The organism is Hafnia paralvei ATCC 29927 (assembly GCF_001655005.1).
Classification (GTDB): domain Bacteria; phylum Pseudomonadota; class Gammaproteobacteria; order Enterobacterales; family Enterobacteriaceae; genus Hafnia; species Hafnia paralvei.
In genome coordinates, this window is sequence record NZ_LXET01000044.1 from 39,169 (window position 1) to 64,317 (window position 25,149).

Annotated in this window: 19 protein-coding genes and 1 tRNA gene; 7 read left to right on the forward strand and 13 right to left on the reverse strand. The window is 49.4% G+C overall.

The genetic code is table 11. From position 1 onward, the window contains the following. Positions 1-4: 4 nt before the first annotated feature. The 5 genes from M988_RS22855 to M988_RS12055 form a co-directional block, all read right to left on the reverse strand. Entirely contained in the window at positions 5-649 is a 645-nt protein-coding gene (locus M988_RS22855) for a hypothetical protein (protein ID WP_156518177.1), read from the reverse strand. A 17-nt stretch (positions 650-666) separates the two neighbouring features. Next, a complete protein-coding gene (locus tag M988_RS12040) occupies positions 667-1,572 on the reverse strand; it encodes a hypothetical protein (protein ID WP_064574322.1) in 906 nt (301 codons plus the stop codon). A 21-nt stretch (positions 1,573-1,593) separates the two neighbouring features. Continuing rightward, complete coding sequence (locus tag M988_RS12045; RefSeq protein WP_064574324.1) at positions 1,594-2,136, reverse strand: tail fiber/spike domain-containing protein; 543 nt, start codon at positions 2,134-2,136, stop codon at positions 1,594-1,596. A gap of 57 nt (positions 2,137-2,193) precedes the next feature. After that, positions 2,194-2,269 (reverse strand) — tRNA-Lys (locus tag M988_RS12050). A 112-nt stretch (positions 2,270-2,381) separates the two neighbouring features. Beyond that, positions 2,382-3,050, reverse strand: a complete 669-nt coding sequence (locus M988_RS12055) for a gamma-glutamylcyclotransferase (protein ID WP_008813083.1) — start codon at positions 3,048-3,050, stop codon at positions 2,382-2,384. 602 nt (positions 3,051-3,652) lie between these two features. Here M988_RS12055 and M988_RS12060 point away from each other — a divergent pair. The 5 genes from M988_RS12060 (at position 3,653) to M988_RS12080 (ending at position 8,959) form a co-directional block, all read left to right on the forward strand. Then, positions 3,653-4,222 carry a spore coat protein U domain-containing protein gene (locus M988_RS12060; RefSeq protein ID WP_008813082.1) on the forward strand — a complete coding sequence of 190 codons (570 nt, stop codon included), beginning with the start codon at positions 3,653-3,655 and terminating at the stop codon, positions 4,220-4,222. 6 nt (positions 4,223-4,228) lie between these two features. Then, on the forward strand, positions 4,229-4,765 hold the full coding sequence (locus M988_RS12065) for a Csu type fimbrial protein (protein WP_061060165.1): 537 nt from the start codon (positions 4,229-4,231) through the stop codon (positions 4,763-4,765). 15 nt (positions 4,766-4,780) lie between these two features. Further along, positions 4,781-5,545: a fimbrial biogenesis chaperone gene (locus tag M988_RS12070; protein WP_064574325.1), complete on the forward strand. Its 765-nt coding sequence runs from the start codon at positions 4,781-4,783 to the stop codon at positions 5,543-5,545. A gap of 68 nt (positions 5,546-5,613) precedes the next feature. Beyond that, on the forward strand, positions 5,614-7,974 hold the full coding sequence (locus M988_RS12075) for a fimbria/pilus outer membrane usher protein (protein WP_064574326.1): 2,361 nt from the start codon (positions 5,614-5,616) through the stop codon (positions 7,972-7,974). A 1-nt stretch (position 7,975) separates the two neighbouring features. Further along, positions 7,976-8,959 (forward strand): Csu type fimbrial protein, encoded by a 984-nt coding sequence (locus M988_RS12080; RefSeq protein ID WP_064574328.1) that lies wholly within the window; start codon positions 7,976-7,978, stop codon positions 8,957-8,959. Positions 8,960-8,965: 6 nt separating this feature from the next. Here M988_RS12080 and amyA read toward each other — a convergent pair whose 3' ends face one another. After that, on the reverse strand, positions 8,966-10,450 hold the full coding sequence (gene amyA, locus M988_RS12085; protein ID WP_064574340.1) for an alpha-amylase: 1,485 nt from the start codon (positions 10,448-10,450) through the stop codon (positions 8,966-8,968). 366 nt (positions 10,451-10,816) lie between these two features. Here amyA and M988_RS12090 point away from each other — a divergent pair, with 366 nt between their 5' ends. Together M988_RS12090 and M988_RS12095 are read left to right on the forward strand one after the other, a co-directional pair. Then, complete coding sequence (locus M988_RS12090; RefSeq protein WP_064574537.1) at positions 10,817-12,322, forward strand: efflux transporter outer membrane subunit; 1,506 nt, start codon at positions 10,817-10,819, stop codon at positions 12,320-12,322. 169 nt (positions 12,323-12,491) lie between these two features. After that, positions 12,492-14,879, forward strand: a complete 2,388-nt coding sequence (locus M988_RS12095; protein WP_064574342.1) for a DUF3772 domain-containing protein — start codon at positions 12,492-12,494, stop codon at positions 14,877-14,879. Between the two features lie 45 nt (positions 14,880-14,924). Here M988_RS12095 and M988_RS12100 read toward each other — a convergent pair whose 3' ends face one another. The 7 genes from M988_RS12100 to M988_RS12130 form a co-directional block, all read right to left on the reverse strand. Then, positions 14,925-16,289 carry a VasL domain-containing protein gene (locus tag M988_RS12100; RefSeq protein ID WP_064574344.1) on the reverse strand — a complete coding sequence of 455 codons (1,365 nt, stop codon included), beginning with the start codon at positions 16,287-16,289 and terminating at the stop codon, positions 14,925-14,927. 41 nt (positions 16,290-16,330) lie between these two features. After that, positions 16,331-16,768 (reverse strand): type VI secretion system baseplate subunit TssE, encoded by a 438-nt coding sequence (tssE, locus tag M988_RS12105; RefSeq protein ID WP_008813073.1) that lies wholly within the window; start codon positions 16,766-16,768, stop codon positions 16,331-16,333. Between the two features lie 3 nt (positions 16,769-16,771). Continuing rightward, positions 16,772-17,320, reverse strand: coding sequence for a type VI secretion system lipoprotein TssJ (tssJ, locus tag M988_RS12110; protein ID WP_004095562.1), 549 nt, complete (start codon positions 17,318-17,320; stop codon positions 16,772-16,774). Further along, positions 17,301-18,386, reverse strand: a complete 1,086-nt coding sequence (gene tssG, locus M988_RS12115) for a type VI secretion system baseplate subunit TssG (protein ID WP_064574346.1) — start codon at positions 18,384-18,386, stop codon at positions 17,301-17,303. Before tssG ends, tssJ begins: the two co-directional genes overlap by 20 nt. After that, positions 18,350-20,113 carry a type VI secretion system baseplate subunit TssF gene (gene tssF / locus M988_RS12120; RefSeq protein WP_004095566.1) on the reverse strand — a complete coding sequence of 588 codons (1,764 nt, stop codon included), beginning with the start codon at positions 20,111-20,113 and terminating at the stop codon, positions 18,350-18,352. The genes tssG and tssF overlap by 37 nt, the downstream gene beginning before the upstream one ends. A 66-nt stretch (positions 20,114-20,179) precedes the next feature. Beyond that, positions 20,180-21,778: a type VI secretion system protein TssA gene (gene tssA, locus M988_RS12125; protein WP_064574347.1), complete on the reverse strand. Its 1,599-nt coding sequence runs from the start codon at positions 21,776-21,778 to the stop codon at positions 20,180-20,182. Continuing rightward, the gene (locus M988_RS12130) at positions 21,778-25,143 is read right to left on the reverse strand and encodes an ImcF-related family protein (protein ID WP_064574351.1); all 3,366 of its coding nucleotides are present in this window, start codon (positions 25,141-25,143) and stop codon (positions 21,778-21,780) included. Before M988_RS12130 ends, tssA begins: the two co-directional genes overlap by 1 nt. Between the last annotated feature and the right edge of the window lie 6 nt (positions 25,144-25,149).

Below are 25,149 nucleotides of genomic sequence, written 5' to 3' on the forward strand. Positions count from 1 at the left end.
GAGGCTATATTCTATATAAAACATCAAAAAACAATAGAAATAATGAGGTTATATCACCTCGCTTCATAGTTGTTCTATCTGATTTTATGAATGTAGCACCTCCAGACGGTGAAACTAACACACGAATAATTGTAGGAATTCCACCAGTCTGGAAAGTTATACTACCTCCACCACTAAATAACGATGTAAGTCCTGAATCAACAACAGGATTTTGTGGAAGTGATAAAGAAACCTCGTCGCCAGAACCTCCAGATGTGGTATCTGATGATCCAACTTGAATACTAGCCTTTACAACTCGATTGACAGTCGTATATTTTGTTCGTAGACCCGTAGTATTAACTGTAGTAGCACCGTATTTTAATGTTGCTGGATATGATAGATACTCTCCAGAAATTAAAAATGATGATAAATTACCTGAGTAAATTACGCTAGGTGAAGTTTGTGATGAACCAAATGCAGACACTAAAAGTGTTGGTTGTATTGAGTTGTAAAACTGATTATTGCTTATATTCAGGTATTCGCAGTTAGCCCCACGAACAATCACTGCTGAAGTTCCTGACATATAGCTTTGGTCAAACGTGTTTCCAACTATGTTAAGCGAGAATGATGCACTCCCTATTGACACCACTTGCAATGTATTCCATGACATTGAGTTCCCAATTATGTTTACTTTTTCAACACTGCCGGAACATGAAACCATGCCATGCATATAATCGCTATCAACAGATGGAGTCGAAACTCTATTATAGAATTTAACCCGTCTATTTGAAGATATTGTAGTGTTAACAATGCGTTTAATTCAATCACATTGTATGCAAATGAACCAACAGAACTATTGCTACTTATAATTGAGTGCTGAAGTGTAGCATCAGCACCCAAAATAAGTCTATCCATTTGATATATATCATTCCCTGATATTATCAAATCATTAATATGATCTTTCTGATAACCACTCCCTGTTATTTTTACCATGACTCCAACTGTATCGAATCTATTATTAATTAGATAGTTACGCATTCCAGTAGTTGATTGATTTCCACCTGTCGTCCATGTTCTGGTATCACAGGCAATTTCAAGGAATGTTCCTGAGAAAAACATCACTGCGCCATTACAATGGAATCCACGACCATATACACGAAAAAGTGTTTCAGCGCCCCCAAATGAGGATGTTGGCATCAATTTTATGTCACAATCAGCTCTACCATCTGGTAGCTTTACCTCAACTAAAGTTGCGCTTCTATCTGAAAGAGATGCATTCCTCTTCAGGCTAGCAAGTACTTCAATTGAGTCAAAGGATACATATTCAATATTGATTTCAATACAAGGCGTTGTGGTTGGTGAATCTGGGTAACAATAAAGACGAGTGTTAATAAACCCATCCCCCTTAAACTCAATCATAAATCCATAAGAATCAGGGACTATGATATTTTTTATTCTGTAGTTACCGTTTGGAATATACAACTGCCTTACTTGCCCATTACGAATATCTGGCATGTTAGCTAGTGCATTGATAGCATTTTGGAATGCTAAGGTGTTGTCAGTCCCTGTTTGTGTTGTGTTGTTTCGTTCCAATCCCCCACCGCCCCGTAATCCTTAACGTTTACAGTAACAAGGTAATTTGTTTAGCTTATCAAGCTCAGCTCTAACAATTGTGTTTCCATGTCCGATCATTTCCGCACCAGATGATGATACAAGCATTGTGCGTAACGCAGCATCTCCAATACTCACCCACGCTCCAGCACCGATACCGCCTGTCGATTCTGGGGTTGATGCAGCAGGAACTTCCTTAGAAAATGAGCCAGTCCAGTAATACCAGCTTTTACTATTATCATCCCAGATGAAGTCCCTTTCAGACTCTAAGGTAGCGCCATTAAGGAAGGTGCTCTTGCCGTCAATGAGATATTCGACTTTGTCGTTTACATCTTCAACTGATGGCGCTCCAAGATTAGCTCTGGCTTGTTCAGCATTCTCAAGTTCTGATAGGTTATTTTTCGCTCTCAAGAAGTGGGTAACAGGCAATTGCTGATCTGTTTCATTCTGGTTGACTAGCAGTACTGCTGTATCAATAGCATCTGTTGCTTCAGGTAACTGAGCACGCCAAGCAAATTGATGTGATATTTGGCGATTGTGTCCCAAATATGTCCCACATTGATAATTTACAGAAGGAGGTTAATTCTAAGTGATTGATTCTGTTGGTGGGTCGTGGCGGGTTCGAACCGCCGACCAATTGATTAAGAGTCAACTGCTCTACCAACTGAGCTAACGACCCAACGAGGGGGATTATTCTCCTCCGTGATGTATGCGTCAATTGTCACACAATCCTTACGCATGCATAAAGGTGTCCGCTCAGGTTTACGAAATGATGGAAAATCAAACGCTCACTATCGGGTTGGCGCGTTTTGCTGGATTTGGCGCACACAGCGTGCGAGCTCGGTGATATTGTTGTCCGGAATACGGTGCTGTTCTAGTGCAGAGTCTAACGAGAATAAATACTCGGCGTTACTGCCCAACGAGCCGCTGGCCTGAGAAATCAGTGCCGCAACGGTATTCAGCGTTGAGTTGGACTCATACAGCGGATGCTTGGGATCGGTGATAAACGTAATCCCAAAAATCTCACGACCATCAGCAAGGCTCAAAGGGCACCATTTGGGCGTATAAACCCCAGCCAGCATTTCTCGCGTCCATAGAAGTTGAAGCTCACAGCGAGCGTTGTCATCCGATAAACGGAATGCTAATCCTCGCGTATCACCTTCAGGCTTGAGGCCAAGCATGCGCCCCGGCGTATGTTCTGAACCACGCCCAGCTAATAAACGTATATTAAAATCGCGCTGCCAGCCCTTGAGATGAGCAGGCTGTACTTCTGCATACTCAAGAAGTGGATTCCAAATCAACGAGCCATAGCCAAAAATCCAGATCCCCTGATCTTTGGGGCAGGTTTCAATCATGTGGTTTAAGGAAGCGTCGAGCTGTGCTGGTGTCCAGAACAGGTTTTCCAAGGCTGAGTAGGTTTTGGCAAAGTCTTGCGACTCCAATAATTTTCGAGTTAACACGTTGACCTCCCCACGCAGAAAACAACGACAGTGAATTTAAACTAATCTATAGATGGTTTTAACTCAACTGTCATTATGCGCCGTATGGCGGTAGTGCGGTTATCAAATATTTCGAATGATGTATAAGGCTATGGAGGTTTCGAAGACAATAATCATGATTGACCAGAAAGCAGCCATAAATTGAGAGTGATTTTTTAGAAAAGCATGAAAGGATTGCATAATCGATTTGCCCATCGGGCTTGACCACTTATGTGTGTAATAATGCTACTCCCTCATAAAAAATTCTGCAAATTATCAATTTTAGTTGATTGACACAGTGTCATCCCATTGCCTATTTCGTTAATCAATCTTTACCTCACTCCCCGTCGCGGTTTAGCCCAGCTCAAGGTTGTAAAATCGCACCTAACACTAGCGACTTGTTTTATTCCGCAATTACAGACAATTAACTTTTCAATGTTGCAGTGGTGATTTTTTAGACTTGCGCTACATTTGTTATTAACGCATTTAATTATAAGCATTATTGAAGTATTTGAGTTTTCTCTCTTACGCCAGTCGGAAATCAGTTGCTGTTCAGTTGTCATCTTATTACAGAGGGATAGACGATGAAGCTACGGTTTATTTTCGCGATCGCGGCAAGCGCCAACCTGCTCGCTGTGCCTGCTATGGCTGTCACAACCACCGGTACCGTTAGCGTGACCTTAAACTTAACTAATGGTTGTTTGGTAAACGGCTCACCGAGTCAAACAGGTGTGAACTTCGGTACTCTGAGCTTTGGCTCTTCCCCTGCAACTTTCGATAGCTTAACCGCAAGCTTCAGTGGTGGGGGTTCTGGTGGGAACACGTTTAACGTCCAATGTACATCTGGGGTGACTTATTCAGTCGCACTAACCAGCAGCGTCAATCCCAAGCCCACTACCGTTTATGGAACAGAGGGTACGCCTGGGCGTTATCTGATAAGCCCACCTGCCACCACTCAAGGGATAGCCTACAGCGTTTACGATAACTCAAACATGACCACTGCACTGACCAACGGCGCAACGTTAACCGCGGTTAGTACCACCGGCACCACCGGCAGTTATGCTCTTTGGGGAAAAATTGTGGGTGTAGCGAATAATACTAACGTGCAGGCAGGAGCCTATGCCGACACATTAAATATAACAATTACCTATTAGCGCGCCATGAATACACAGGGGAGCGGGGTTATTAATGGCGTGGTCAGCTCAATACCTGCGGCATTATTGTTTTGCTGTGTCACTGCTCAAAACGCCTATGCCGTCATCTCTGCGCAATTTCAGGCTCAAGCAACTATCGCCGCAGGATGTGCCTTGCTGGGTACTGGAAGCTTATTTGGCGCACTAAGTTTTGGTTCATATTCCGGCACAACCAGTGGAAGTATCAATGGGACTTTTGTACAAAACACCACGCTGACACTGGCATGCACTCCTGGCGTCACTCTGAGTATGAAAGTCGATGGGGGGACACACCAAACTACCGTACGTAATGTGATGCAGAGCGGAAATAGTCTCCAATTACCTTATCGAATATATTCCGATGCGGCGCATACCAGCGAAATTCTGATTAACCAAACCGTTCCACTCAATATAACAGGCACGAATAACAACATTATTTTGCCTATTTACGGCGTATTACAACTTAACGGCTTTAGCCCTTCAGGGAGTTACACCGATACATTAACGGTGACACTCACTTGGTAAATCAAGGAGAGTTTGATGAGCAAACGTGTCAATTCTATTTGTCCTATTCCTTATATTTTTATTGGTACTCTACTGGTGTGTATAGCTGCGCCAATCAAAGCCTTTTCCGCCACTAATATGCTAATTTGGCCAATTGACCCTGCACTGGGTGCAAAGGACAACGCGACTGAGCTCTGGCTTGAAAATAAGGGAACCAGCGTCGCAACCATGCAAATACGCGTGCTCGGTTGGCAACAGGTAAACGGAGAAGAAAATTATCGCAATCAGCAAGACGTTGTCGCCAGCCCTCCTATCGTAAACATCAGCGCGGGGAAAAAGCAGCTTATCCGCCTTATTCGCCAATCCCCGACACCAGCGGGAAAAGAGCAGGCTTTTCGTATCCTGATCGATGAGGTTCCATCGCCCGACCATTCTTCTGCCAATCAGGCCGGTGTTTCTTTACTCATGCGCTATTCGCTGCCTCTATTTGTCTATGGTGACGGCGTCAACTTTCAGCGCAACGCTTCACAGCCGGTGCAGCTCAATCAAAGTCAACTGAGTTGGAAGACGATAACCAATAATGACCATCCGGCACTAGAAGTTACCAATCAAGGCGCGATCCATGCGCGTCTGAGTAAAGTATCAATTAACGGCAAGCCAATAGCAGATGGCTTACTGGGCTATGTGCTCGCACATTCCAAGCGCGTATGGCCATTACCACCAAGCGTGTCACGCGGCGAGCACCTGAAGGCAGAGGTCAATAACGACGCTAATATTTGGCAATCCGGCCCAACACCATAATCGGCACTATCCGCCAAGCCGCCTAAGTGAACGCAACCAAAGTCAGGTACAGTCGCGCTGTGCCTCTTATGGTCACACTCAGTTTGCCCAGCATCGCTTACGCCGATCTAGGCAGCACGGATCTGCCTCCGCCTCCCACGGCTAGCGTCGTTAATCAAGAACAGCAGTTCCGCCTAGAATTAGTTATCAACCGTTTCAACACTGGCAAGCTCATCCCAGTAGTCGAACGCAACGGTCATTTCTTTGTCCAATCGAATACGCTGATTAGCTTCGGTTTGCCTGCCGACAAATTCACATCGGTTGAAACAGATATCAGCGCTATGCCCGAATTAAACGCCCGCTATGACAGCGAAAACCAACGACTATTAGTGCAGGTGCCAACCGATTGGTTGCCTAATCAACCGATATTTACCGGCAACCCGACACAGCAAACACACGCATTGGCTGGCTCTGGGGCACTCTTCAACTATGACGTTTATACCAGCCACACGCAGGACAACGCTACGCTCACTTCGGCATGGAACGAGCTACGCATTTTCACCCCCAATGCGACCTTTTCCAGTACCAGTATTTTACGGAAAAGCATGGGAGGAAATGCGGATAGCAGCAACGAAGGTTTTCGTCGATATGACTCAACCTTAAGCGGCGTAAACGAAACGAATGCGATTAGTTGGCAAGTCGGCGATTTAGTGACAGGGGCGTTGAGCTGGAGTAACAGCGTGCGCCTTGGCGGCGTAAGTATTGGACGAGACTTCTCCGTTCGTCCAGATATGATCACATATCCCCTGCCCGCGTTTTCAGGGCAAACCGCGGTTCCAACCACGGCGGATATCTTTATTAACGGTTATCAATCCGGCAGCACCAACCTTGAACCTGGGCCTTTTACTCTCACCAATCTACCCTACGTCAATGGCGCGGGTGAAGCCGTTCTTGTTACCACCGATGCATTAGGCCGCCGTGTATCCACCACACAGCCTTTTTACGTCGCAAGCACGCTACTGAAACCAGGCCTTTCAGATGCATCACTTTCTTTAGGCGCATTGCGACGTGATTATGGAGAAAAAGATTTCTCCTACGGCCCAGCCGCCATAAGTGGTTCTTATCGCTACGGCGTCAACGACGACCTTACGCTGGAATCTCATGCCGAAGGTGCCCAAGAATTGGCGCTAACCGGTTTAGGCACATTAGTAAAACTGAGCTATCTCGGTGTGCTCAACGCTTCTGCGACCACCAGCACAATGTATGGCAAGCGAGGCAATCAATACGACTGGGGTTATCAGTACAGTAATTCACGTTTTAACATTGGCACTCAGCACAGTCGTCGCGATAAAAACTTTGGAAATTTAGCGCTTTACGACATACCAACGAATACCTCAGATCCAGCATCCTATTCGCTCAGTAAAAGTAGCGATCAGTACTCCGCCGCGCTGTCATTGGATCGCTTTGGCAGTCTCGGACTCGCTTATTTTGATATTAAAAGCTTTGCCGGAGATAGAACTCGCCTGCTCAACCTGTCGTGGAATAAAAATCTTTGGGGAAATAGCACACTTTATGTTTCCGCCAGCCGAGATCCATCCCAGCAAGACTGGTCACTGGCGCTTTCCATTCAAATTCCGTTCAGCACCTTCGATAACATCAGTCTCACGACGCAACGCAACGCGACAGGCGAACGCCAACAAACGATCGGTTATAACCACGCCATGCCAAGCGACGGCGGATTCAAATGGGATCTCGCCTATGCCAATCAGTCGGAACAAAACAACTATCAGCAGGCGACACTAGGCTGGCGTAATGAACATATTCAGCTACAGGGTGGCGTGTATGGTCCTTCTAACAGCTATACACAATGGGGGGAAATGATGGGCTCGCTGGTGTATATGGATAACACTTTGCTGGCCGCCAATCAGATAAACGACGCTTTCGTGGTGGTGAGCACCGATGGCTATCCTAACATCGGCGTTAATTTTGAAAATCAGCCTAAGGGTGTGACTAACCGCCACGGATACATGCTGATCCCCGGTGTGTCTTCGTTTTATCCCTCCAAGTTCAGTATCGATACGCTAAATCTTCCCGCAGATATTTATGCCGATACCACCGAGCAACGCCTCGCCGTACGACGTAATAGCGGATATCTGGTGCATTTTCCGGTGCGCGAGCGACGCGCGGCCAGCGTCATTCTGCACGATCAGACCGGAGCCGCGATTCCAATATCCAGTTCTGTCACTCGGGAAGGAAAATCAGGCGCCTACGTTGGCTGGGATGGACTGGCTTATTTGGAAGATTTAGAGCGGCAAAATGTGCTGCGACTTCGCACCCCTGACGGTCTGCGCTGCGTTGTCAATTTCAGCCTACCCGACAATCACTCACAGAAATTAAGCACCTACGGCCCCTTTACCTGCCAGCTTAAAAAATCATCGGAGAACGACTAGTATGAGAGGCATTATTCACTTAATTTTCATTCTATGCGGCGGAGTGTTGTTTTCCTCTACTGCCAGCGCCCTCACTACTCATGACTGCACGCTGACTAAGCCTGTATTGATAAATTATGGCAGCCAAAGCTCAGTCGTCGTCAATACAACCTCACAAACTCAGGTGTTTAACGTTCAGATAAGCTGCCCCATCGTGCTCGCGGTTGCCGCTCCGGGTTCGATAGGCATTACCTATACCAAATCGACAACAACGAGCGGATCGCGCGCGCTTCTCACCAACGGCACAACGGACAGTATTCCCATCCAACTGGTGTGCGTTACCCCAACCTGCTCACCGGCGGTGGAAATTGGCGTGACTGGCACACAATCCATTCCTAGTTCAACGTTCCTTGGGTTACTCACTAATCAACAGTATTCTCTCCCTCTATCCGTCAATACCATTGTGGGACAATCCGTTGCCGCAGGAACCTACTCCACTACCCTCACAGTAACGATCAGTTGGAACATTTGTACGGCTGGCGCATTAGTTCTGTGTCTCAACAATGATACGGGCACTGACACATTAGTCATCCCCGTAACTCTGGTTGTCACCAACGACTGCGCCACCATCACCGCGCCCGATATCAACTTTGGCAGCGCACCGGTTGCTGGCAGCTTTAGCTCACAGGCCAATACCATTACCTTGGTATGCACCAAAGGTGCAACCTATACCGTAGGGATTAATAATGGGCTACACGCTAGCGGAGGGGTTCGTAATATGCTGAATGGAACCACCAATTTATTGAGCTACGATATCTATCAGTCAACCAGCAATAACCGCTGGGGATCGGTGGGAAGTCAGCGCTGGAGCAGTACTGCCGCTACCACGACCAGCGCTGATACCATGACCAAAACCTATAACTACGTGGCAAAAATATTCCCCAACCAAACGACGCCACCCGCCGGACTGTACACTGATACGCTTATCGTCGATGTCGCATTTTAAGTCAGGCTATTGCTCTAAAACCCAGACGCTGACGCTCCCCGCTGAGACAGGGAAATCGGCGGTAGCGTCGTCACCGGCGGTGACAATATCCTCATGATTGCCAAGAAAATCGTAAAAACGGCGTCCCGCTAGACCGTTAGTAAGTTGCACGTGTTTTGCTGCCACGTCACCGTTGGTTAGAACCACGACGCACCCCGGTGCCTCGCCGGTGCCGTCTCGCACAAAGGCGATACATTGGGGATCATCGAAATAATCATGCTGTGCCCCGTTGGCAAAACGCTGACGCGCCTCCAGCAGTTTCTCCAACTCAGGAATGATCGGCATGATGATTTCATGATCCTGCTCATCATCACCTTTATCGGTATAGGTTGCACCAAACAGATCGGGATAGAACACGCAGGGCACGCCCTGCTCACGGAGCAAAATGAGCGCATAGGCCAGCGGTTTGAACCACGGTTCCACCGGTGCCTCTAAAGACTGTAATGGCTGGGTATCATGATTCGCCACCAACGTAACCGTATTTTCTGGTGCTATTGCCACCAGCGTATCGGCAAAGATCGTCGAGAGATCGTAGGCATTACCAGACTTAGACGCATGATGGAATTTCTTATGTAACACGGAGTCAAACAGCATGACTTTATGTTCAGTTTCATTGAGATAGTTTTCCAACGCCCCCACTTCAGGTGACCAATACTCGGCAACCGTAAACAGCTCGCGCCCAGAGTGCTCGCGCAGGTGATCCAACCATTGAGAATAAAACCATGAGGGAATGTGCTTTACGGCATCCAGACGAAAGCCATCACAAGGCACGGAATCCAATAACCAGCGTCCCCAGAACTTTAATTCCTCGGTGACCGCTTCATTACGGAATTCAACATCAGCACCCATCAAATAATCGTAATTACCATTCTCTTTATCGACATCGTCGTTCCAACCATCATCGCCAAAATCATTCATTATTTTGAAAATGCCGTTTTCATCGGGATCTTCAATATAATCAACGCCGTTAAAACAGCGAAAATCCCATACGAACTCAGAATATTTTCCCTGCCGTCCAGGAAAAGTAAAACGGGTATAGGTCAACGCTTCAAAGGTATGATCGTCAATATCATTACGATCGTGCTCTTCCACGCGGCGCACAAAAACGCGCTCCTTCTCATCAGCGCCCAATTTGTGATTTAACACCACATCAAACAGCACCTGTAGCCCGTGAGATTGCAGAGACTGCGCTGCATGTTCCAATCCACCTCGATCACCGTATTTGGTTGGCACACTGCCCTTTTGATCAAACTCACCCAAATCAAACAGATCATAGGAGTCATATCCAACAGAATATCCCCCGCTTGCGCCCTTACTGGCAGGCGGCAGCCAAACATGACTCATCCCTAGCTGGGCAAGATATTCAGCCTTCTCAGCCACTTCCGGCCAGAGTTTGCCCCCATCGGGGTAATACCAGTGAAAAAATTGAAAGAGCGTTGTTTTCTTCATCATGCTTCACCTCATAAAGGCCGAACTCTAAGCATGGATTAAAAATCCGTATTTAACCGAAAATATTCATAGCAACCCTAGGCATGAACCGTATGCAGAAATCTGAGGTTATGCTTTGCCTATATTTCACCGGAGTGATTCACGAAATAAATACAACCATTCATAAAATATATAGTTAATAAAACAAAACACATTAATAGAAATGAATGGTGAATTTGAAACAAATGTTCTCAGCAAAATAACGAATATCCGCACAACTGCATAAAACAAGATTTATAAAACCATTTATTGTTCGCAGCCTAATTATCCTGCTTTAGACATTAATAGCAGAATCATATGACATTTTTTAATTCCATTAATAATTCATTCATGAAAAATATAAATAAAAAAACCAAATATCGTTTTAACGATAGAAAAAAAATATGGCGTCCCAGCATACTTATTTCTTTATCCATAATTCTTTGTGGATGTGCAGCCATACATTCGGAAAAAGCGCCATTGCCTCAAACCGATCTGAGCCAAATTCATATCGTCGATGCCCCTGAAGGAGCGCTGCGTGAGTGGCCAGGAAATCACTGGTGGCAAAATTACCATGACCCACAGCTAAACCAACTGGTAGCGTTAGCCCTTGCCGACTCACCCACGCTGGCCATTGTTCGTCAACGCATCGAAATAGCAAAATCCCAGACCGACCGCGCACGCGCTAATGATTTTCCCATCGTAAATTTCGGTGCTGATGTCGAACGCCAAAAGATGTCGGCTGAAGGCGTAATGGGGCCTTTTGCCCTTGATGATCCCGCCGCAGGCACCACCGGTCCATGGTACACCAGCGGAACCTTTGGCCTTCAGGCTAGCTATGATTTAGATCTGTGGGGTAAAAATCGGGCTCAAGTCCAATCGGCCTTAGGGGTATATAAGGCGAAACAAGCAGAACTGGCTGAAAGTGAACTCCTCGTGTCCTCCGCTGTTACGCAGATTTACTGGGACATTCAAACCGTTAAAGCGCTACAAGACATTCTGCTAGAGATTAAAAAGCAGGAGTCACTCATCAATGATACTGACCGCAAACTGTATAACGAAGGGATCATCTCCTCTTTAGAACAAACACAAACCGAAACCCAGTTCGCGAAAATAGACGAGCAAATTGACGCCTACACGGGCAATCTGCTGCTATTACGTGCAAATTTACAGGCCATGATTGGGCTTAAGAATCCGTTGCCTGCGCTTGAGACGGTTCCTTTACCAGACGTTGCCAGTACCATGCCACAAAACCTTAACTATGAATTACTGGCGCGTCGGCCAGATTTGCAGGCAGCGCATTGGTACATTGATGCATCGCTAAGCGAAGTTGATGCGGCTAAGGCGGCGTTTTATCCTGAAATCAACCTGATGGGATTCTTGCAAAACGACGCCCTACACTTAAGCGACCTATTTCGTGGTTCCGCCCAGCAGATGGGGGGAATCTTTGGCTTAACCCTCCCTATTTTTGACGGAGGGCGGCTCAATGCGAACCTAAGCATCATGCAGGATAACAGCAATCTCAGTATCGCTAACTACAACAAAGCCGTGGTTAGCGCAGTGACTGAGGTGACCAAGGGGATCACCCAGTTAGATACCATTACCCATCAAAGAACACACCAAGCCGTCGTCGTTGCTGGCGATAAAAAAATCTGGTCACTCACCCAACAACGTTTTCAGGCAGGGCTCATTAGCGGAGTAAACGTTGCTAAAGCGAAACTCCCCCTGTTAGCTGAGCAGACTAAACTTATAGAGCTTCACGGCCGCTGGATTGATGCCGATATTAATCTCATAAAGGCGCTTGGTGGCGGGTATCGCGCGGAAAGTCTCCCCGTAGTCTCAAAATCCAAGTCTTAAAGTGAATGGTAGAAGCGGGGGAAGCCTTGGCTTCTGCCACACTGATTGTGTCAAACAGCAGCATGGACAATCACCATTGTGTTAACAAAATGATAGCGAAAATACCTACTATTTTTCCTATAATTACCGGATAGTTACCTTAAACATGCTGAAGTGGAACGCTTGCTCAATGCTAAAAATGCTGAAAATCTCCACGGTGCTGTCGCTATTGCTGATGTTCCCCATCATCAGTATTGCCGCCAACAGCACTGTTCCTCAGGCCACTACGGCGACGCAATCTGACAGCGGATTTTTGCAGAAAAAACTTGATGCTATTAAGCAACAGGTTGCCAACTCGCAAAACGAAAAAACGTTGAGTCTGCTCAACACCGAAACGCTCCAGCTTGTTGAGGAAGCGCAAACTAAGCTCGCCGAACTTACGCCGCAAATTACTCAAATACAGGCGCAACTCGATGTGCTAGGCCCTCCGGCGCCTAATGAAACCGCAGAGGTCACCCAACAGCGAAAAACATTAAACCGCGCTAAGACGCTGCTAGATAAGCAAATCGATCAGGCCGATGCCGTCAAAACCAACGCGACTAATCTCTCGACCCAGATCAATAATCTGCGCCGCTCTGCCCTGAAATCTCAAATTGCACTTAACTCCGGCAGCGTACTTGGACAAAACTTTTGGCTACCGCTTATCTCGTCACAAAATCATGACCTCGCCAAATTCAGTAATTTCCAACAACAAATCGTCGATGCCTGGGATGACGCGTGGTCACCCGACTGGAATACAGGCTCCGCCTTTTATCTGTTGCTCGCGCTAGCGTTCGGCATAGGTAGCCAAGTGATTCTCGATAAACCACTGAGCGCCATGATGCAACGTTGGCTGCCCGAAGGTCGCCTGCGCCGCAGCGTACTGGCCTTCAGCACGACGCTACTCACTGCGCTATGCTTGGGGATCGGTGCACATTTCCTGTGCTATATTTTTATTCGCCAACCCGATACTGCCCCCGAACTGTTAGAGTTTACCCAAACACTGGTCAGGCTTACGGTATTCTCCAGCCTGATCGCGGGGCTTGGTAAAGCGCTGCTGTCTAATCGCCATCCATCATGGCGGTTGCCAAACATCTCCGACACGGCAGCAAAAAAACTGGCGCCCTTCCCGCCGCTCATTGCGTCAACCATTTTTGTTTTTAGCATTCTAGAACAGCTGAATAATCTCGTCGGCTCAAGTATTGCAGCCACCGTTTTCTGTAGTGGTTTACTGGCTTTATTTGTTGCGCTGATTGCCATCACAATGTCAGTACGCGTCACGCACCTGCGCCATGCCAATGCAGCAAATAACGAACAGACCGTAGTGCGCTCAGCCTTAGCCGGTTTTATTCATCTCGCAATTAGCGCAACCTCGTTCTCCATCATAATTTCCCTGCTAACAGGGTATATCCTGTTAGCGCGCTTTCTTACTTACGAACTTATTTGGGTATGGCTAGTTCTCGCAAGCCTGTATCTGCTTATTCACCTAATGACTGACCTCTGCGACAGCATTTTTATGCCTAACAGTCGTTCAGGAAAAATTCTGAAAAGTACGCTTAGCCTTAGCGACCGCCACCTCTCTTTAGCCTCTACGCTGCTTTCAGCCATCGGCAAAACCATGTTGGTTCTGCTCGCCATTGTTGCTTTGCTCAGCGGCACCTATGGCACCACCACGCCAATGGCGCTTCTGCAAAAAGTCGTCGAAATTTGGGGAGGAAAGGGACTGGGGGGCTTTACGATTATCCCGGCTCATGCCCTGAACGCAGTGCTCTGCTTGGTGATTGGGTGGTATATTTTACGCTCAGCGCGCCGCTGGTTGGATAATGACTTCCTGCCAAAAACCATGATGGATCGCGGCATGCGCGCTTCGCTGGTCACGCTATTCACCAACGTTGGTTATGTCCTGATTATCTTACTGACCCTGTCCACACTGGGTATAGAGTGGAATCGTCTGGCATGGATCGTCAGCGCCCTGTCGGTAGGTATTGGTTTTGGCCTGCAAGAAATTGTGAAAAACTTTATTTCAGGGCTCATTTTGTTGACAGAACGCCCCGTAAAAGTCGGTGATTTGATCAGTATCAGCGGCGTTGAAGGCGATATTCGTCGTATTAACGTTCGTGCTACGGAAATTCAGCTGAGTGACCGCTCTACCGTGATTGTGCCAAACTCACAGCTGATATCCCAAAACGTACGCAATGCGACTATGGGTAACGCCCAAGGTGTTGTCACCATCGCCCTCACGTTCCCTCTAGACATCGACCCAGAGCAAACGCGCACCTTGCTGTTGGATGCTTATCTACAACATGCGGCCATTCAGAGTGCGCCAGCGCCTTCGGTGAGTTTTAAAGAGTTAGGCCCAAATGGTATTGTCCTCAGCGTAACGGGTTACGTCGCCAGCCCACGCGTCGTGAGCGGCACAAAAAGTGATTTGCTGTATGAGATTTTGAAAAGATTAAGAGCGGCGGGGATCAGTCTGAGCCAAAGCCAAACGATGGTGATTGAGAGAGTACCTGCGGCGAACAAAGAGGTGTCAGAGTAAAAACTCCAGTAGCGTCATGCGATATGGCGCTACCGGAAAGTGAAGTTATTCTGTTTTTGATTCAGTGAGTAACATATAGCGGCTTTGTAATTGTTTAAACCGATTATCGATTTGCATCATCAATGCCGGAGCAACTTTTCCGGCATTTTGCTGTTCAGCCAACTGCCGTAACAGCTCTTCCAGCGGCGGCGATTTCGCTAACGGCTGCTGAATAGCAAACACCGAGGATTTCAGCTCTGACACGGTAATGTATTTACCTCGCTGTTCATCTAACCCATTCAGTTTGTTTGCCAGCTGCTGTAAACGCGTTTGTGCCAAATTCCAATCATTTAGGGTCTCATTGGAAGCCGCCTGAGCATTTAAGCTCAGTTGCCATTTAGCCGCGAGTTGCTCAACCGCCGGAATTTTTGGCCACAGCGTTTGTGCCTGCTTCACTAACTGAGAGCCATAATTTAGCGGCCACATTGCAGGCAACTGCCTTAGACTGTCCAACTGTGTTTGCGTCGCAGCCAACATCTCATTGGTCAGCGTCGGGAGTTTGTCCGCCTTATCTGTTCGCAGCGAAGTTATCTGCTCTGCCGTTAACGTCTTCGGCAGAGGCTGCACCGTGGCCAGCAGCGTATTCAACACCGGCTCCTGATGCAGAGCATGCCATCCCCATAACCCCGCGCAGCCCACCAGTGCCATACAAATCAGTCCAGCCACAAACCCTTGCCAGTGGCTTTTTTGAAGACCGCGTGGATTGTTTTCCACTCGCATGACGACAGGCTTGGCCTCAGCTTGAACGACATAAACTAAAGGCGAATCGTCGCGTATTTCTGTCCCTGAGATATCCATCGTAGGCCGTGCGGCCAGCGTACTTCCCCCCTGCACGACATTATCACCGTCCAGATTCTCAAGCCGTAGCGCGGTGTTATGCATCAGATGATACAAACCATCCAACTGACTCAGATGCTTCAGCTCCAAGCGGGCTAACACTTCACCTAAATGCTCTAACAGCGTCTCTGTTCGATAAATAAGGGCTAAGTCGCCGTACTTGAAAACATAGCCACGCAGTAACTGCTGTAAACGTGAAGCCAACCATCCCAGAATCTCCATTCGAGCATGAGTCTGCTGTGGCCAAAATACTGGCCATTGGTGGGTGAGTAACCCATCCACGAGTACTAATCCCTCTTCAATACCCGCCATACCCGCACGATGTGCTCTGGCCAACGTGTAATAGGCGGTCGTTTGTAACTCGACGCCGTTTTGGCGGAATAACGCCAAACACAGCTGCTCTACTTTTTGCCAATCCACATCAGGACGAGCCGGATGCGTCAACTTGCCCAGTTCATCGCGTAGAGCGCTAAATTCGCTTAATGTGCGCGGATCGCCACCGGTGCGTAAATGCTGTTCGGAGAAGGAAGGCATGCTTAATTGAAACTCCGTAAGAAGAATTGTGATGATGAAAACTAAGCGGAAACAAACTGCTGCTGTTTAAGATGACGCACCAAAACTTTGCCTTCTGGCGCAAACTCTGTGCCGTAACGCACCAAACCCACGTCTTTTAAATGAGCTTCAAGGGTATATTCCAGATGACCACTGCGCGTTTGCGGTAATAACGTAATAGCAAGGCTTTCGACGCGTGGTTCATACTTGAGTAACGTCGCCGACAGCATTGACAGTAATCCATGAGCAGAACCAGGCATCCCTTGCAGAATTTGGCTCATGTCCGGTAATCCATAGTCAGGCAAGTGGGCCAGCGTACCGGCTCGGCTATTGAGAATACGCTGCATATTATCCAGCACGGACAGGATCACCTGGTCGCGTTCACTCACCAAATGGAGATCCAGTTCACCGCCAAAGTTCAGTGTCAGCATTTCATACAGCGAGGGATTCTGAGACGACATGGCTTAATCCTTAACCGGTTTCAGACTCAGGGCATTATTACCGAGCTCAATCACCCGAGGGTCATCCGGCAACAGATCCTCACGATCAATCACCAAGCGCCAGCTGTTTTTCTGCGTATCAGGCATCCGGAACAGGCCAACCACCGCCACAAATTTGGCCTCTTTTTCCATTGGCATATTCAACAATGCCCCCGTACCCGGCTTCACCACGACTTCGCGCGAACTCAACAAATCGGCTTTCAGGCTGGCATCACCATCAACCAACAAACTTTGATAATCCAGCTGTTCAAAGGCTTTGCTATCGCGCAACTGATAAACCCGTACCATGGTAGGCACCGATAATGCACTCATATCATTAGCGTCAGTGTTTAGCGCTTCGCGAGCATTGAAATCCAGATGAAGGGTTTTTATCTGCTTGTAGAATATCGATTTGGTTACTGAAACTGTTCCATCTGCAACGCTCTGCGTTAAACCACAGCCAGCCAGCAGCAGCGCCGACAACACCACGGCGCCGGCCTGAAATGAATGGGATTTAAAAGCGAAAATTGACATGCCTAACCTCTCTGTTCGCCGTATTCGGCTGTAATCCTTGGTAATGCCCCAAATTGACCGTGATCTCATCGGGTAATGCAAAGGCAGCAGACTGTGCCGCATGAAGGCCTAACAAACCCGTTAACCCAAGCTGAACGTGTGTTTTTCCCAACACCGGTGGCGCTAGGAGAACGGTTGGCAACACTAACTTCAGTCGCGCATTGCAGCGCCATCCCAGATAAACCCGCAACAACACCATTAAATCCGTATGTAGCTGCCCGCCCGGTAACCATCCTTTGGCTTCCTCCAAATCAGTGGTGTGCAGCGTTAGCAACATCTGGGTATTCACATCAGTACCTGTTGCCCCCAATACCGCTCGCTGAGACAGATTCACGCGGTGCTTCGGGCCTAATCCGGCTGGTTTTTGCAACACAATCTGCTGTCGGTCATGCGCGGTAACAATCGCGGTGGTTTTCGGCGCCAACAACCTCACCAGCGCCATAACGCCTTCCGCTGTCCGCGTTGGCAGACGCATTACGCTCAGCAATGCCAAGAAGCGAGAAACTGGGGTGGCGATATGCGACGACGTTCCAGGGATACCTAAACCAATGAGTCCCAATAAGCACTGCGAGGTTTCATCAGTCCCACCCACTTGAAAGGTGGCCGGATAAGAATATTTACGCCAGATACGATAAAACTGGGTAAATATCCGGTGATTGAAAATATCCAGAAAGGCTTCTAACGCTTCATGCCCCTCTCTACCTTGCGCGATGTCGTCCAGATACGAGGTCGGTAGCGGTGAATCCACGCCGTACAAGCCTAAAAAGGTGGTTCGCACCGTCAATGGCCGTTCCGGATGTTCTTCATCTTGCTCTATCGCTTTCAGTTCGCTGACGGGAAATCCCATCCCAGGATGCGGTCGAAAGCGCACCGGATCGTCATGCGGGCTCGCGGTGCTGCCCAGCGCAGGTTTTTCGGGTGCCACACGCTCTAACAACTGACAGAAACGGTATACGTTCACCTCTGACATGCGCCCTTGCAGCGCCGTGATTAGCCTGGAATGCGCTGACTGTGATTCTCTTTCCATTGCAGACATTTCCCTGAAGGTTGCAGTATCAACGTAAGCTGGTTAAACAAATGAATATCGGCATACAGCGCAAAAAACCGGCTCAGCATTTCGCCAAATAGGCTGATATCCCCCTCGCCGGAAAATCCGTTGCTATCTAACGTCACTTCAATATCGACCCCTCGTAGCAAAAAGCCTTTTTCAAAACGCTGAATCAGGTGATGCTTCACATCGACAATCGCCGCTAAACGACGGCGGTTTAGTTCATCACCGGTCCAATCATAGAGAGAAAGCGTGCCACGCAGCACTTCAGCGTTGTCCATCATCGGCAAAAAATTCGACCCAAGATGACTCAGCACACGCCAGTGAAAACGGTCACGGGTTGGCGGATAGCACGGCATGGTCGGCGCACACAGATTACGCACCGACAGCTTGGTTTGTGTCGACTGCACCACCGTATCCAGCAGCGTGCTTTGCAATGCCTTACGCGGTAGCTGGCCGTTAGTGCCGGTCAGGCTCAGGGAAAGATTCTCTTCCGCCAACAGTTTGTCGCTGTCAAATGCTTCACCGCCGAGGATCAGCCACGTATCGTGTAACCCCGATGCACCGCGTTTGACGCGGGTATGAAAATAACGCTCCGGTGCGTCGTAGCGCATCATGCCGCCTTTGTGTCGGAAGCTACTGAACGGAACGTAGGTTTGGTGTCCGGTGTGCTTAGAAGAAACCACGCTATCGACCGAATAGATCTCGGTATGACCATCCTGCAATCGCATCGGACGCAAGAGATAATCCGTTTCTAACGGGGAAAGGCGTAGCGGATCGGCCTCTAACGGAAACAGGTTAATCACCGGTATACAGTGCAGGCGTAGATTTTCCGCATCAAACGGCATGTCATACGGCCAGAGTTCGCTAAGCACCACGTCGATTTCAAACCACGGCAGCGACGATGGCCGTTCAATATGCTCAAGACCGTTCAACGCCACGAACATAAATTTCTGACGGAAGGTAAAAAACTCCAGCAGCAATTGATAACCGCTAAATGCACTCTCCCCCTTCGGCCACAGCCCATCTTGTTCACCGAAGCCGAGCGGAGAAAAATAGCCTTCCATACGCCGCCGGTCTGTTTGCCCCGGCAAACGCAGATACATTGCCTGCATTTGTAGCGTAAGCGCCTGATGCAATGCGCTAGCAATCGGGCTGTCCGCATTCAGGTAAATCGGCAAACGGCTCAAATCAATCTGCCCCCAATCGGCAAGCTCGCTGCACTCAAAGCGCAGACGGATAACCGAGCGCCCATCCGGTTCGGTATCCAGCGTCACTTTAGCCAGATTTAACGGCAGGAGTTCGAGATCCTGTGTGGTGCTGTAGCGGCAACGCGTTTTCTGCTGACCGACGGGTTGAGACATCACTTCAAAACCACGAGCGACCCGTTCACTGTGTTTCATCTGTGACCAGTCAGGTTCAAGCTCCACGATGGAAAGCGAAGGAATGGTGCGTAAATAGTGCGGCCACAGCAGACTGACAAGACCTTCGGTTAGCTCAGGCAGATCGTCGTCAAGCTTTTCACGCAATCGCCCCATTAAAAAAGCAAAACCTTCAAACAGGCGCTCAACATAGGGATCCCGCGCGCCCACTTTATCCAGATTAAGCATGGCGGCACGATCGGGATGCGCTTCGGCAAATTCTTTACCGGCTTCACGTAGGTAGCGCATTTCTGCTTCAAAATAGCGCAGAGTTAAGTCATCCATGCGAATTGTGTTCTCATGAGAAAGGTTAAAAAAACGAAGTAAAAATGGGGAGTATTAAAGCAGTGATTACCCGCAAAGCACCGCGGCTCTAACCGGATCGATATTCACTAATCCTGCCAGCAACGTATCCATTCGTCGGGCTAGTGCGGCTTTATCGCTATCGTTACGCTGCGACTTCAAACGCAAAAGTTTGAGCAAGCGTGCTTTTACTTCAAAACTGAGCGCAGGTTCCCATTCAGCCAACGTAAGCTGGGCTGGATTCAGATCCAATTCGGCCAGCAAATGCAGCGCCATTTCATTTTTGCCGTACTGTTCAGCAACCCGCGCCATTAGCAAACGCAGCAACCAGCGATTACGCGGTGTATGCATTCCCGGACGCGTACTTAACCACGTAAGCGCAGCCTCAACGCCGCCGCTGTCGGCCTGCGCCAAGGCTTCCCCCTCCAGCGCCAGCACGTCATCGTCCCCCTGTGGCTGAGTGGTCGTCGGAGGGGCAGTCCACTGCTCATGATTACCGCTGACATGCTGTGCGATCCAGTTACGCGTAACCTCATCGGCAAACGGTGTTCCATCGTTGTAGGTCATCTCCTCCAGCCCCGGCAGACGTTCTAAAAACATACCTAAATCACGCTTTACAATATCAGCCCAAGCATCATACGGATGCCCTTGCTTGCTAAGGCTCTGGCAGGCATACCACTGTAAATCCAACCAAAAATGATTGACGCCTTCGGCATACATGCGTTCAACCTGCTCTAACAGCTCATTCCAACTTTGCTGCATATAGAGACGCTTCAACTGTGCCCGATTATCAGCTCGTGGCGGGGCCAAACGGGTATTTCCCGATGCATCCTGCGGTGGCAACTGGTGCACAGTGTCCCAGCGCAGGCTTTTCATGAGGCGACTGCTTGAAAGCCACCCTTGCGGCTGATCGCGCAGATAACGCGCCAACTCACGCGCCTGATCGAGCAAATCTCGCCCTGACTGAATGTGTTTCAGCGTAGGCAATCCGGCAGAAGAGGTATTGCCGTGCTCTTCTTTCATTCCTAACGGCGCACTGTTTTGCGGCACAACCGCATCCAAACCACCAGACTGCGCTAAGCGCACGTCCAGAGCCGAATAAAGCGCGCCGAGTGCTGGTCGCTCTCCTTCGGGCCAAGCCTGCATGGCACTGTCTAACAGTGCTAATGCGGCAACCGTGCGCTCTACGTCAGCCTTAACCACTTCGGGATAACGTGACAAACTATCTAGCACCTTACCGCTCGCTAGCCACTCCATCGCCATTTTTCGGCTATGGGCTCGCTGCGGCAGTACAGAGTCACTAAAGCGGGAAACCATCCCCGCCAACAGCGTTAAACCATCGGCTAACCCCGGTTCCCCATCGCGATGCAATCGCGCCCACAGGTAATACGTCACCACTCGGACATCTTTGCAGACCGTAGTCAGCAACTTTTCCGCTAGTTGGCAAACGAGATCGGTATCCGCACCCGATAACCGGTTAACCTCTTCGCGCATACGCTGGAAATCGTCGTCGTAGCCCGGATCTTCTCCGGCGGGAGCATCGGCGCGAATCGGCAGCAACCACTTGTCCCACAAAGCAACCTGCTCGCCCGCTAGCGCCAAAGCATCACGCCCATTCATACTGGCGGTAATCAGTCCCTGAAGCATTATTCATCCCCCAGCGCGTTGTTATTGCCCATCATTGACATCGGATCGGTAGCGCCTGCGTTAACGATAAAAATTTTGCTTGGCAGGCTAAACCCCCGCAGCTTGAGCAATGCCAATGGTCCGCTGCCAAGCTGTGTACGTAGGATCCATGACAGCGTGAGGCCATCCGGCGTATCGAACGCGAGGCGATAGCTACTTTCATCCAGCTTGCTTACCTTGGCTTTCTCTAACCAATGGATAAGCCCCCAGCTACCTTGGTAATCACCAAACAGGCGCGCACCGGCATTAATGCTGGTCCATGTTAGCATCACGCCCGGCTGGTAGGTCGCCCCCGGCCAGTTGAAGCTCTGCCAGCTCTCCATCTGATTGAAATAGCGCAGGCGCTGACCGTCGATAGCCAGTTGGGTTTCTACCACGTTACGGGCAGGCTGGGCGCGCAGCTCAAAGTGCACACCTTGGCTGCCGTCGGTAAACAGCACATCAGCTAGTTGACTCAGTTGGTTAATGGCTTGAAGGAATTCAGGGTTAAATTGCAGCCCCTGACTGTTGATTTGATCCGGCACCCACGTGTTGCCCTCTTTGTGCAGCACGCCCGCCAACTGACGCGTTAAGAACTGCTCAATGCGACCCGAGTTCGAACGGATAAATTGGCCAAGCATCGGCAGCGAAGCGTCGTTGCCGCTGGAAGCGAATGGATAGCGCCCAGCGAAAGCGCTATTCCAATTCGCCACAATCGAGGTTTGCCATTGGGTATTTAAGCTGGCAGCGGAAGGTTGCAGTACGGTTTGCCACGCCTGAGTCAGCGGCTGCACGAACATTTCGCGGCCAAAACCGCTCCACTCCTCGCCTAGGCTGGCCGCCATCAGGCTGCCGTAATCCTGCGTTTCCGTCAGATCGACCGTTTTGCCTTGAAATACCGTTTGTGCCATTTGCTGTGTCATCTGCTGCGGATCGGACGCATTCGCCACCTGTTGCAGCTTCAAACGCACTCGCGTAACGCGTGTTAAGAAGGTTTGTAGGCTCAGCGAGCTATCGGCATTCATCACGCCGTTTGCTCCCGCGCCCTTCCCCATCAGCGACAATAAAGGGCCAAATGTGCTATCTAACGGGCCGGTAGGGCCACTCACACGCTGATCAATAACGGGCGCTTTCTCTTTATGCAGCAGGTTTTGCGCCGATTTCATCAACGAATCCGATAACGCTTCGCTGCGCTGTCCAGTTTGCCCCTGATAGGCTAACGTATTCAGCAGCGCAATCAGCGGCGACTGACGCACGTCGCTCATCAGAGTGAGCTGGTCGGTAACATCCGACAGATTCTGCGCTTTTTTCCAGTGCAGACTGTTTAGAAAATCCAGCCATGCCCCGCTAAAATCGGTGAAGTAACGTTCCGTTAGACGTGCTTTCAGCGCCTCTGGCGAGACATCTCCCGACGCAGGATGCTTGTTGTCGCTCAGTACCCAGTCGATCTCTTCACGACGAGAAGACACGGCATCGTCAATAGCTTTCTGCACCTGACCTTCCCATGCCTGACGGGTAAACATGCCTGGCACCACTTGCTCGGTAGCGAACAATGATTGCGCATCCGTGTCACCCACCATCTGCGCTAACCCCATATCGGCATAGTTTTGCGCCACCGACTGCAACATTTTCTGATACAACGTAGCTTCTGCATTGCGTTGACCAATCTGATTGAGCAACACCTGCCGCACCTGCGCCACCAATGCCTGATCGGGCTTGATACGCCATTCGGGATGAGATGGAAGATTTTCGGCATAGAACATCCATAACCCCGGCGCAATCCCCTGCCACAGACCGACGCCCACACCTAACCGCGTGGGTTCATTGGCACCGAGCACGCGAGTCAAGAACGACGCATCGGCCTTATCAGGGTTAGCCATCATCAAATAGGCTTTCAGGCAATCGTAACCCGCCTGAGCCAGCTTAGCGCGCTGAGGGCTATCCGGTGGCAAAGCAGCCAGCTCGCTAAGACTTTTATGCAGTTCTGCTGCGGCCTGCTCACGGATCAGGCGCTGATTTGCCGCATCGTAATGTGGCCACAGTGCATCTTCTAGCGCGTCATTCTGACTTAGCCCAAAACGCTGATACCACGGCACCGAATGGGCGGCACGATACTGCAACTGCCCGAGCGTATTGCCAAACAGCTGTAGCGCAACCAGCTGTTCCATTGGTTTCGCATTGGATTTATTCAGTAAATCAACCTGATCGCGCACCGTGGCGATCTGTGAACGATTCGAGAAGAAGGAGACAACGCTTCCGGTCAACCACAGCAGCGCCAGCACCATCACGGCATAATAAGCGCTCTGCTCCCATGAAAATCCTACGCGACGCGTGCGCGCTGAGTTATCACTTAATATCCCCTGCCACGCGACATCCGGCAACCAGCCGTGCTGAGCAACGCCGGATTTCGCCGCCAACGGCAAACTAAACATCAGGCCTCGCAGCGACAGCGCCGACGCATATTCACGCAGCAGCGGCGTTAACGCCTGCTGCCAGTGGGTAATCCCTTGGTGTTCTAAACGATTAGCCAGACGCAACAAAAAGTCATGGCTGTTTTTCAACAACACCTGTGTCATACCGCGCTGACGCAGCGGCGCGACCAGCTTCTGCAAACTGGCGGCCAATTTCTCCGGCGAGTTTTTCTCGGGGAACAAACACCCCACCGGCTGGGTAATGCGATCGTCCTGCTGCCACGCGCTGTCACACACCTGCCACAGATAAACCGGTGCCTGCTGTTTTAAAATCTGCCCACGTTTCTGCAACTGGCGGCAGCCCTGATCGATAACGCCAGCCTGCTCGCTCTGCTGCTCATTCATCACCCACACCACGCCATCCAACGGACGGCGACGGCGCATCTTACGCAACCCCAACAACCATGCCTCATCCGGCTCCGCCTGCACACCACCGCCCCACAGCAATAATGTGCCCTGCCCCTCCAGCCATTGCTGAGTAGTTAATCCCGGCGCAATAGCTTCCGCCGCCGTGCTTTCCCCAACGACCAGCAGGATGCGGATTTTATTGCGCCATAGGAGGCCGTGGCGGGCACGGAGGTGGGTGATATATGCGGCTTTTTTCCTGCCCGCTACAGGAGTATTTGTAACAACAGAGCCTCCATTGCTTTTAAAGCGATTGAAGAAATCTAGTGATGCAAGCTTCCCGAGACCAAATAGACTCAATCCATCGACAAACAGTAGGAATAAACAGACACAGAGAAGAACTAAAGTCCATTTAAGCTTTTCAGATTCACTGCCTAACACTAATACAGGATTAGTTACCCATATCAGAACCCCAACGATAATGAGTAAGCAAAGAATAATAACCCAGGTGCTAGTACGCTTATTTTTCACAAATAA

What these genes read in the sequence shown, in the direction of transcription:
- M988_RS12075 (WP_064574326.1), top strand. Translation starts at nt 5,614, where the DNA reads ATGGTCACACTCAGTTTGCCCAGCATCGCTTACGCCGATCTAGGCAGC.
- tssE (WP_008813073.1), bottom strand. Translation starts at nt 16,768, where the DNA reads ATGTCGTCTCAGAATCCCTCGCTGTATGAAATGCTGACACTGAACTTT.
- M988_RS12065 (WP_061060165.1), top strand. Translation starts at nt 4,229, where the DNA reads ATGAATACACAGGGGAGCGGGGTTATTAATGGCGTGGTCAGCTCAATA.
- M988_RS12070 (WP_064574325.1), top strand. Translation starts at nt 4,781, where the DNA reads ATGAGCAAACGTGTCAATTCTATTTGTCCTATTCCTTATATTTTTATT.
- tssA (WP_064574347.1), bottom strand. Translation starts at nt 21,778, where the DNA reads ATGCTTCAGGGACTGATTACCGCCAGTATGAATGGGCGTGATGCTTTG.
- tssJ (WP_004095562.1), bottom strand. Translation starts at nt 17,320, where the DNA reads ATGTCAATTTTCGCTTTTAAATCCCATTCATTTCAGGCCGGCGCCGTG.
- M988_RS12095 (WP_064574342.1), top strand. Translation starts at nt 12,492, where the DNA reads ATGCTAAAAATGCTGAAAATCTCCACGGTGCTGTCGCTATTGCTGATG.
- tssF (WP_004095566.1), bottom strand. Translation starts at nt 20,113, where the DNA reads ATGGATGACTTAACTCTGCGCTATTTTGAAGCAGAAATGCGCTACCTA.
- M988_RS12060 (WP_008813082.1), top strand. Translation starts at nt 3,653, where the DNA reads ATGAAGCTACGGTTTATTTTCGCGATCGCGGCAAGCGCCAACCTGCTC.
- M988_RS12090 (WP_064574537.1), top strand. Translation starts at nt 10,817, where the DNA reads ATGAAAAATATAAATAAAAAAACCAAATATCGTTTTAACGATAGAAAA.
- M988_RS12100 (WP_064574344.1), bottom strand. Translation starts at nt 16,289, where the DNA reads ATGCCTTCCTTCTCCGAACAGCATTTACGCACCGGTGGCGATCCGCGC.
- M988_RS12080 (WP_064574328.1), top strand. Translation starts at nt 7,976, where the DNA reads ATGAGAGGCATTATTCACTTAATTTTCATTCTATGCGGCGGAGTGTTG.
- amyA (WP_064574340.1), bottom strand. Translation starts at nt 10,450, where the DNA reads ATGATGAAGAAAACAACGCTCTTTCAATTTTTTCACTGGTATTACCCC.
- tssG (WP_064574346.1), bottom strand. Translation starts at nt 18,386, where the DNA reads ATGGAAAGAGAATCACAGTCAGCGCATTCCAGGCTAATCACGGCGCTG.
- M988_RS22855 (WP_156518177.1), bottom strand. Translation starts at nt 649, where the DNA reads ATGTCATGGAATACATTGCAAGTGGTGTCAATAGGGAGTGCATCATTC.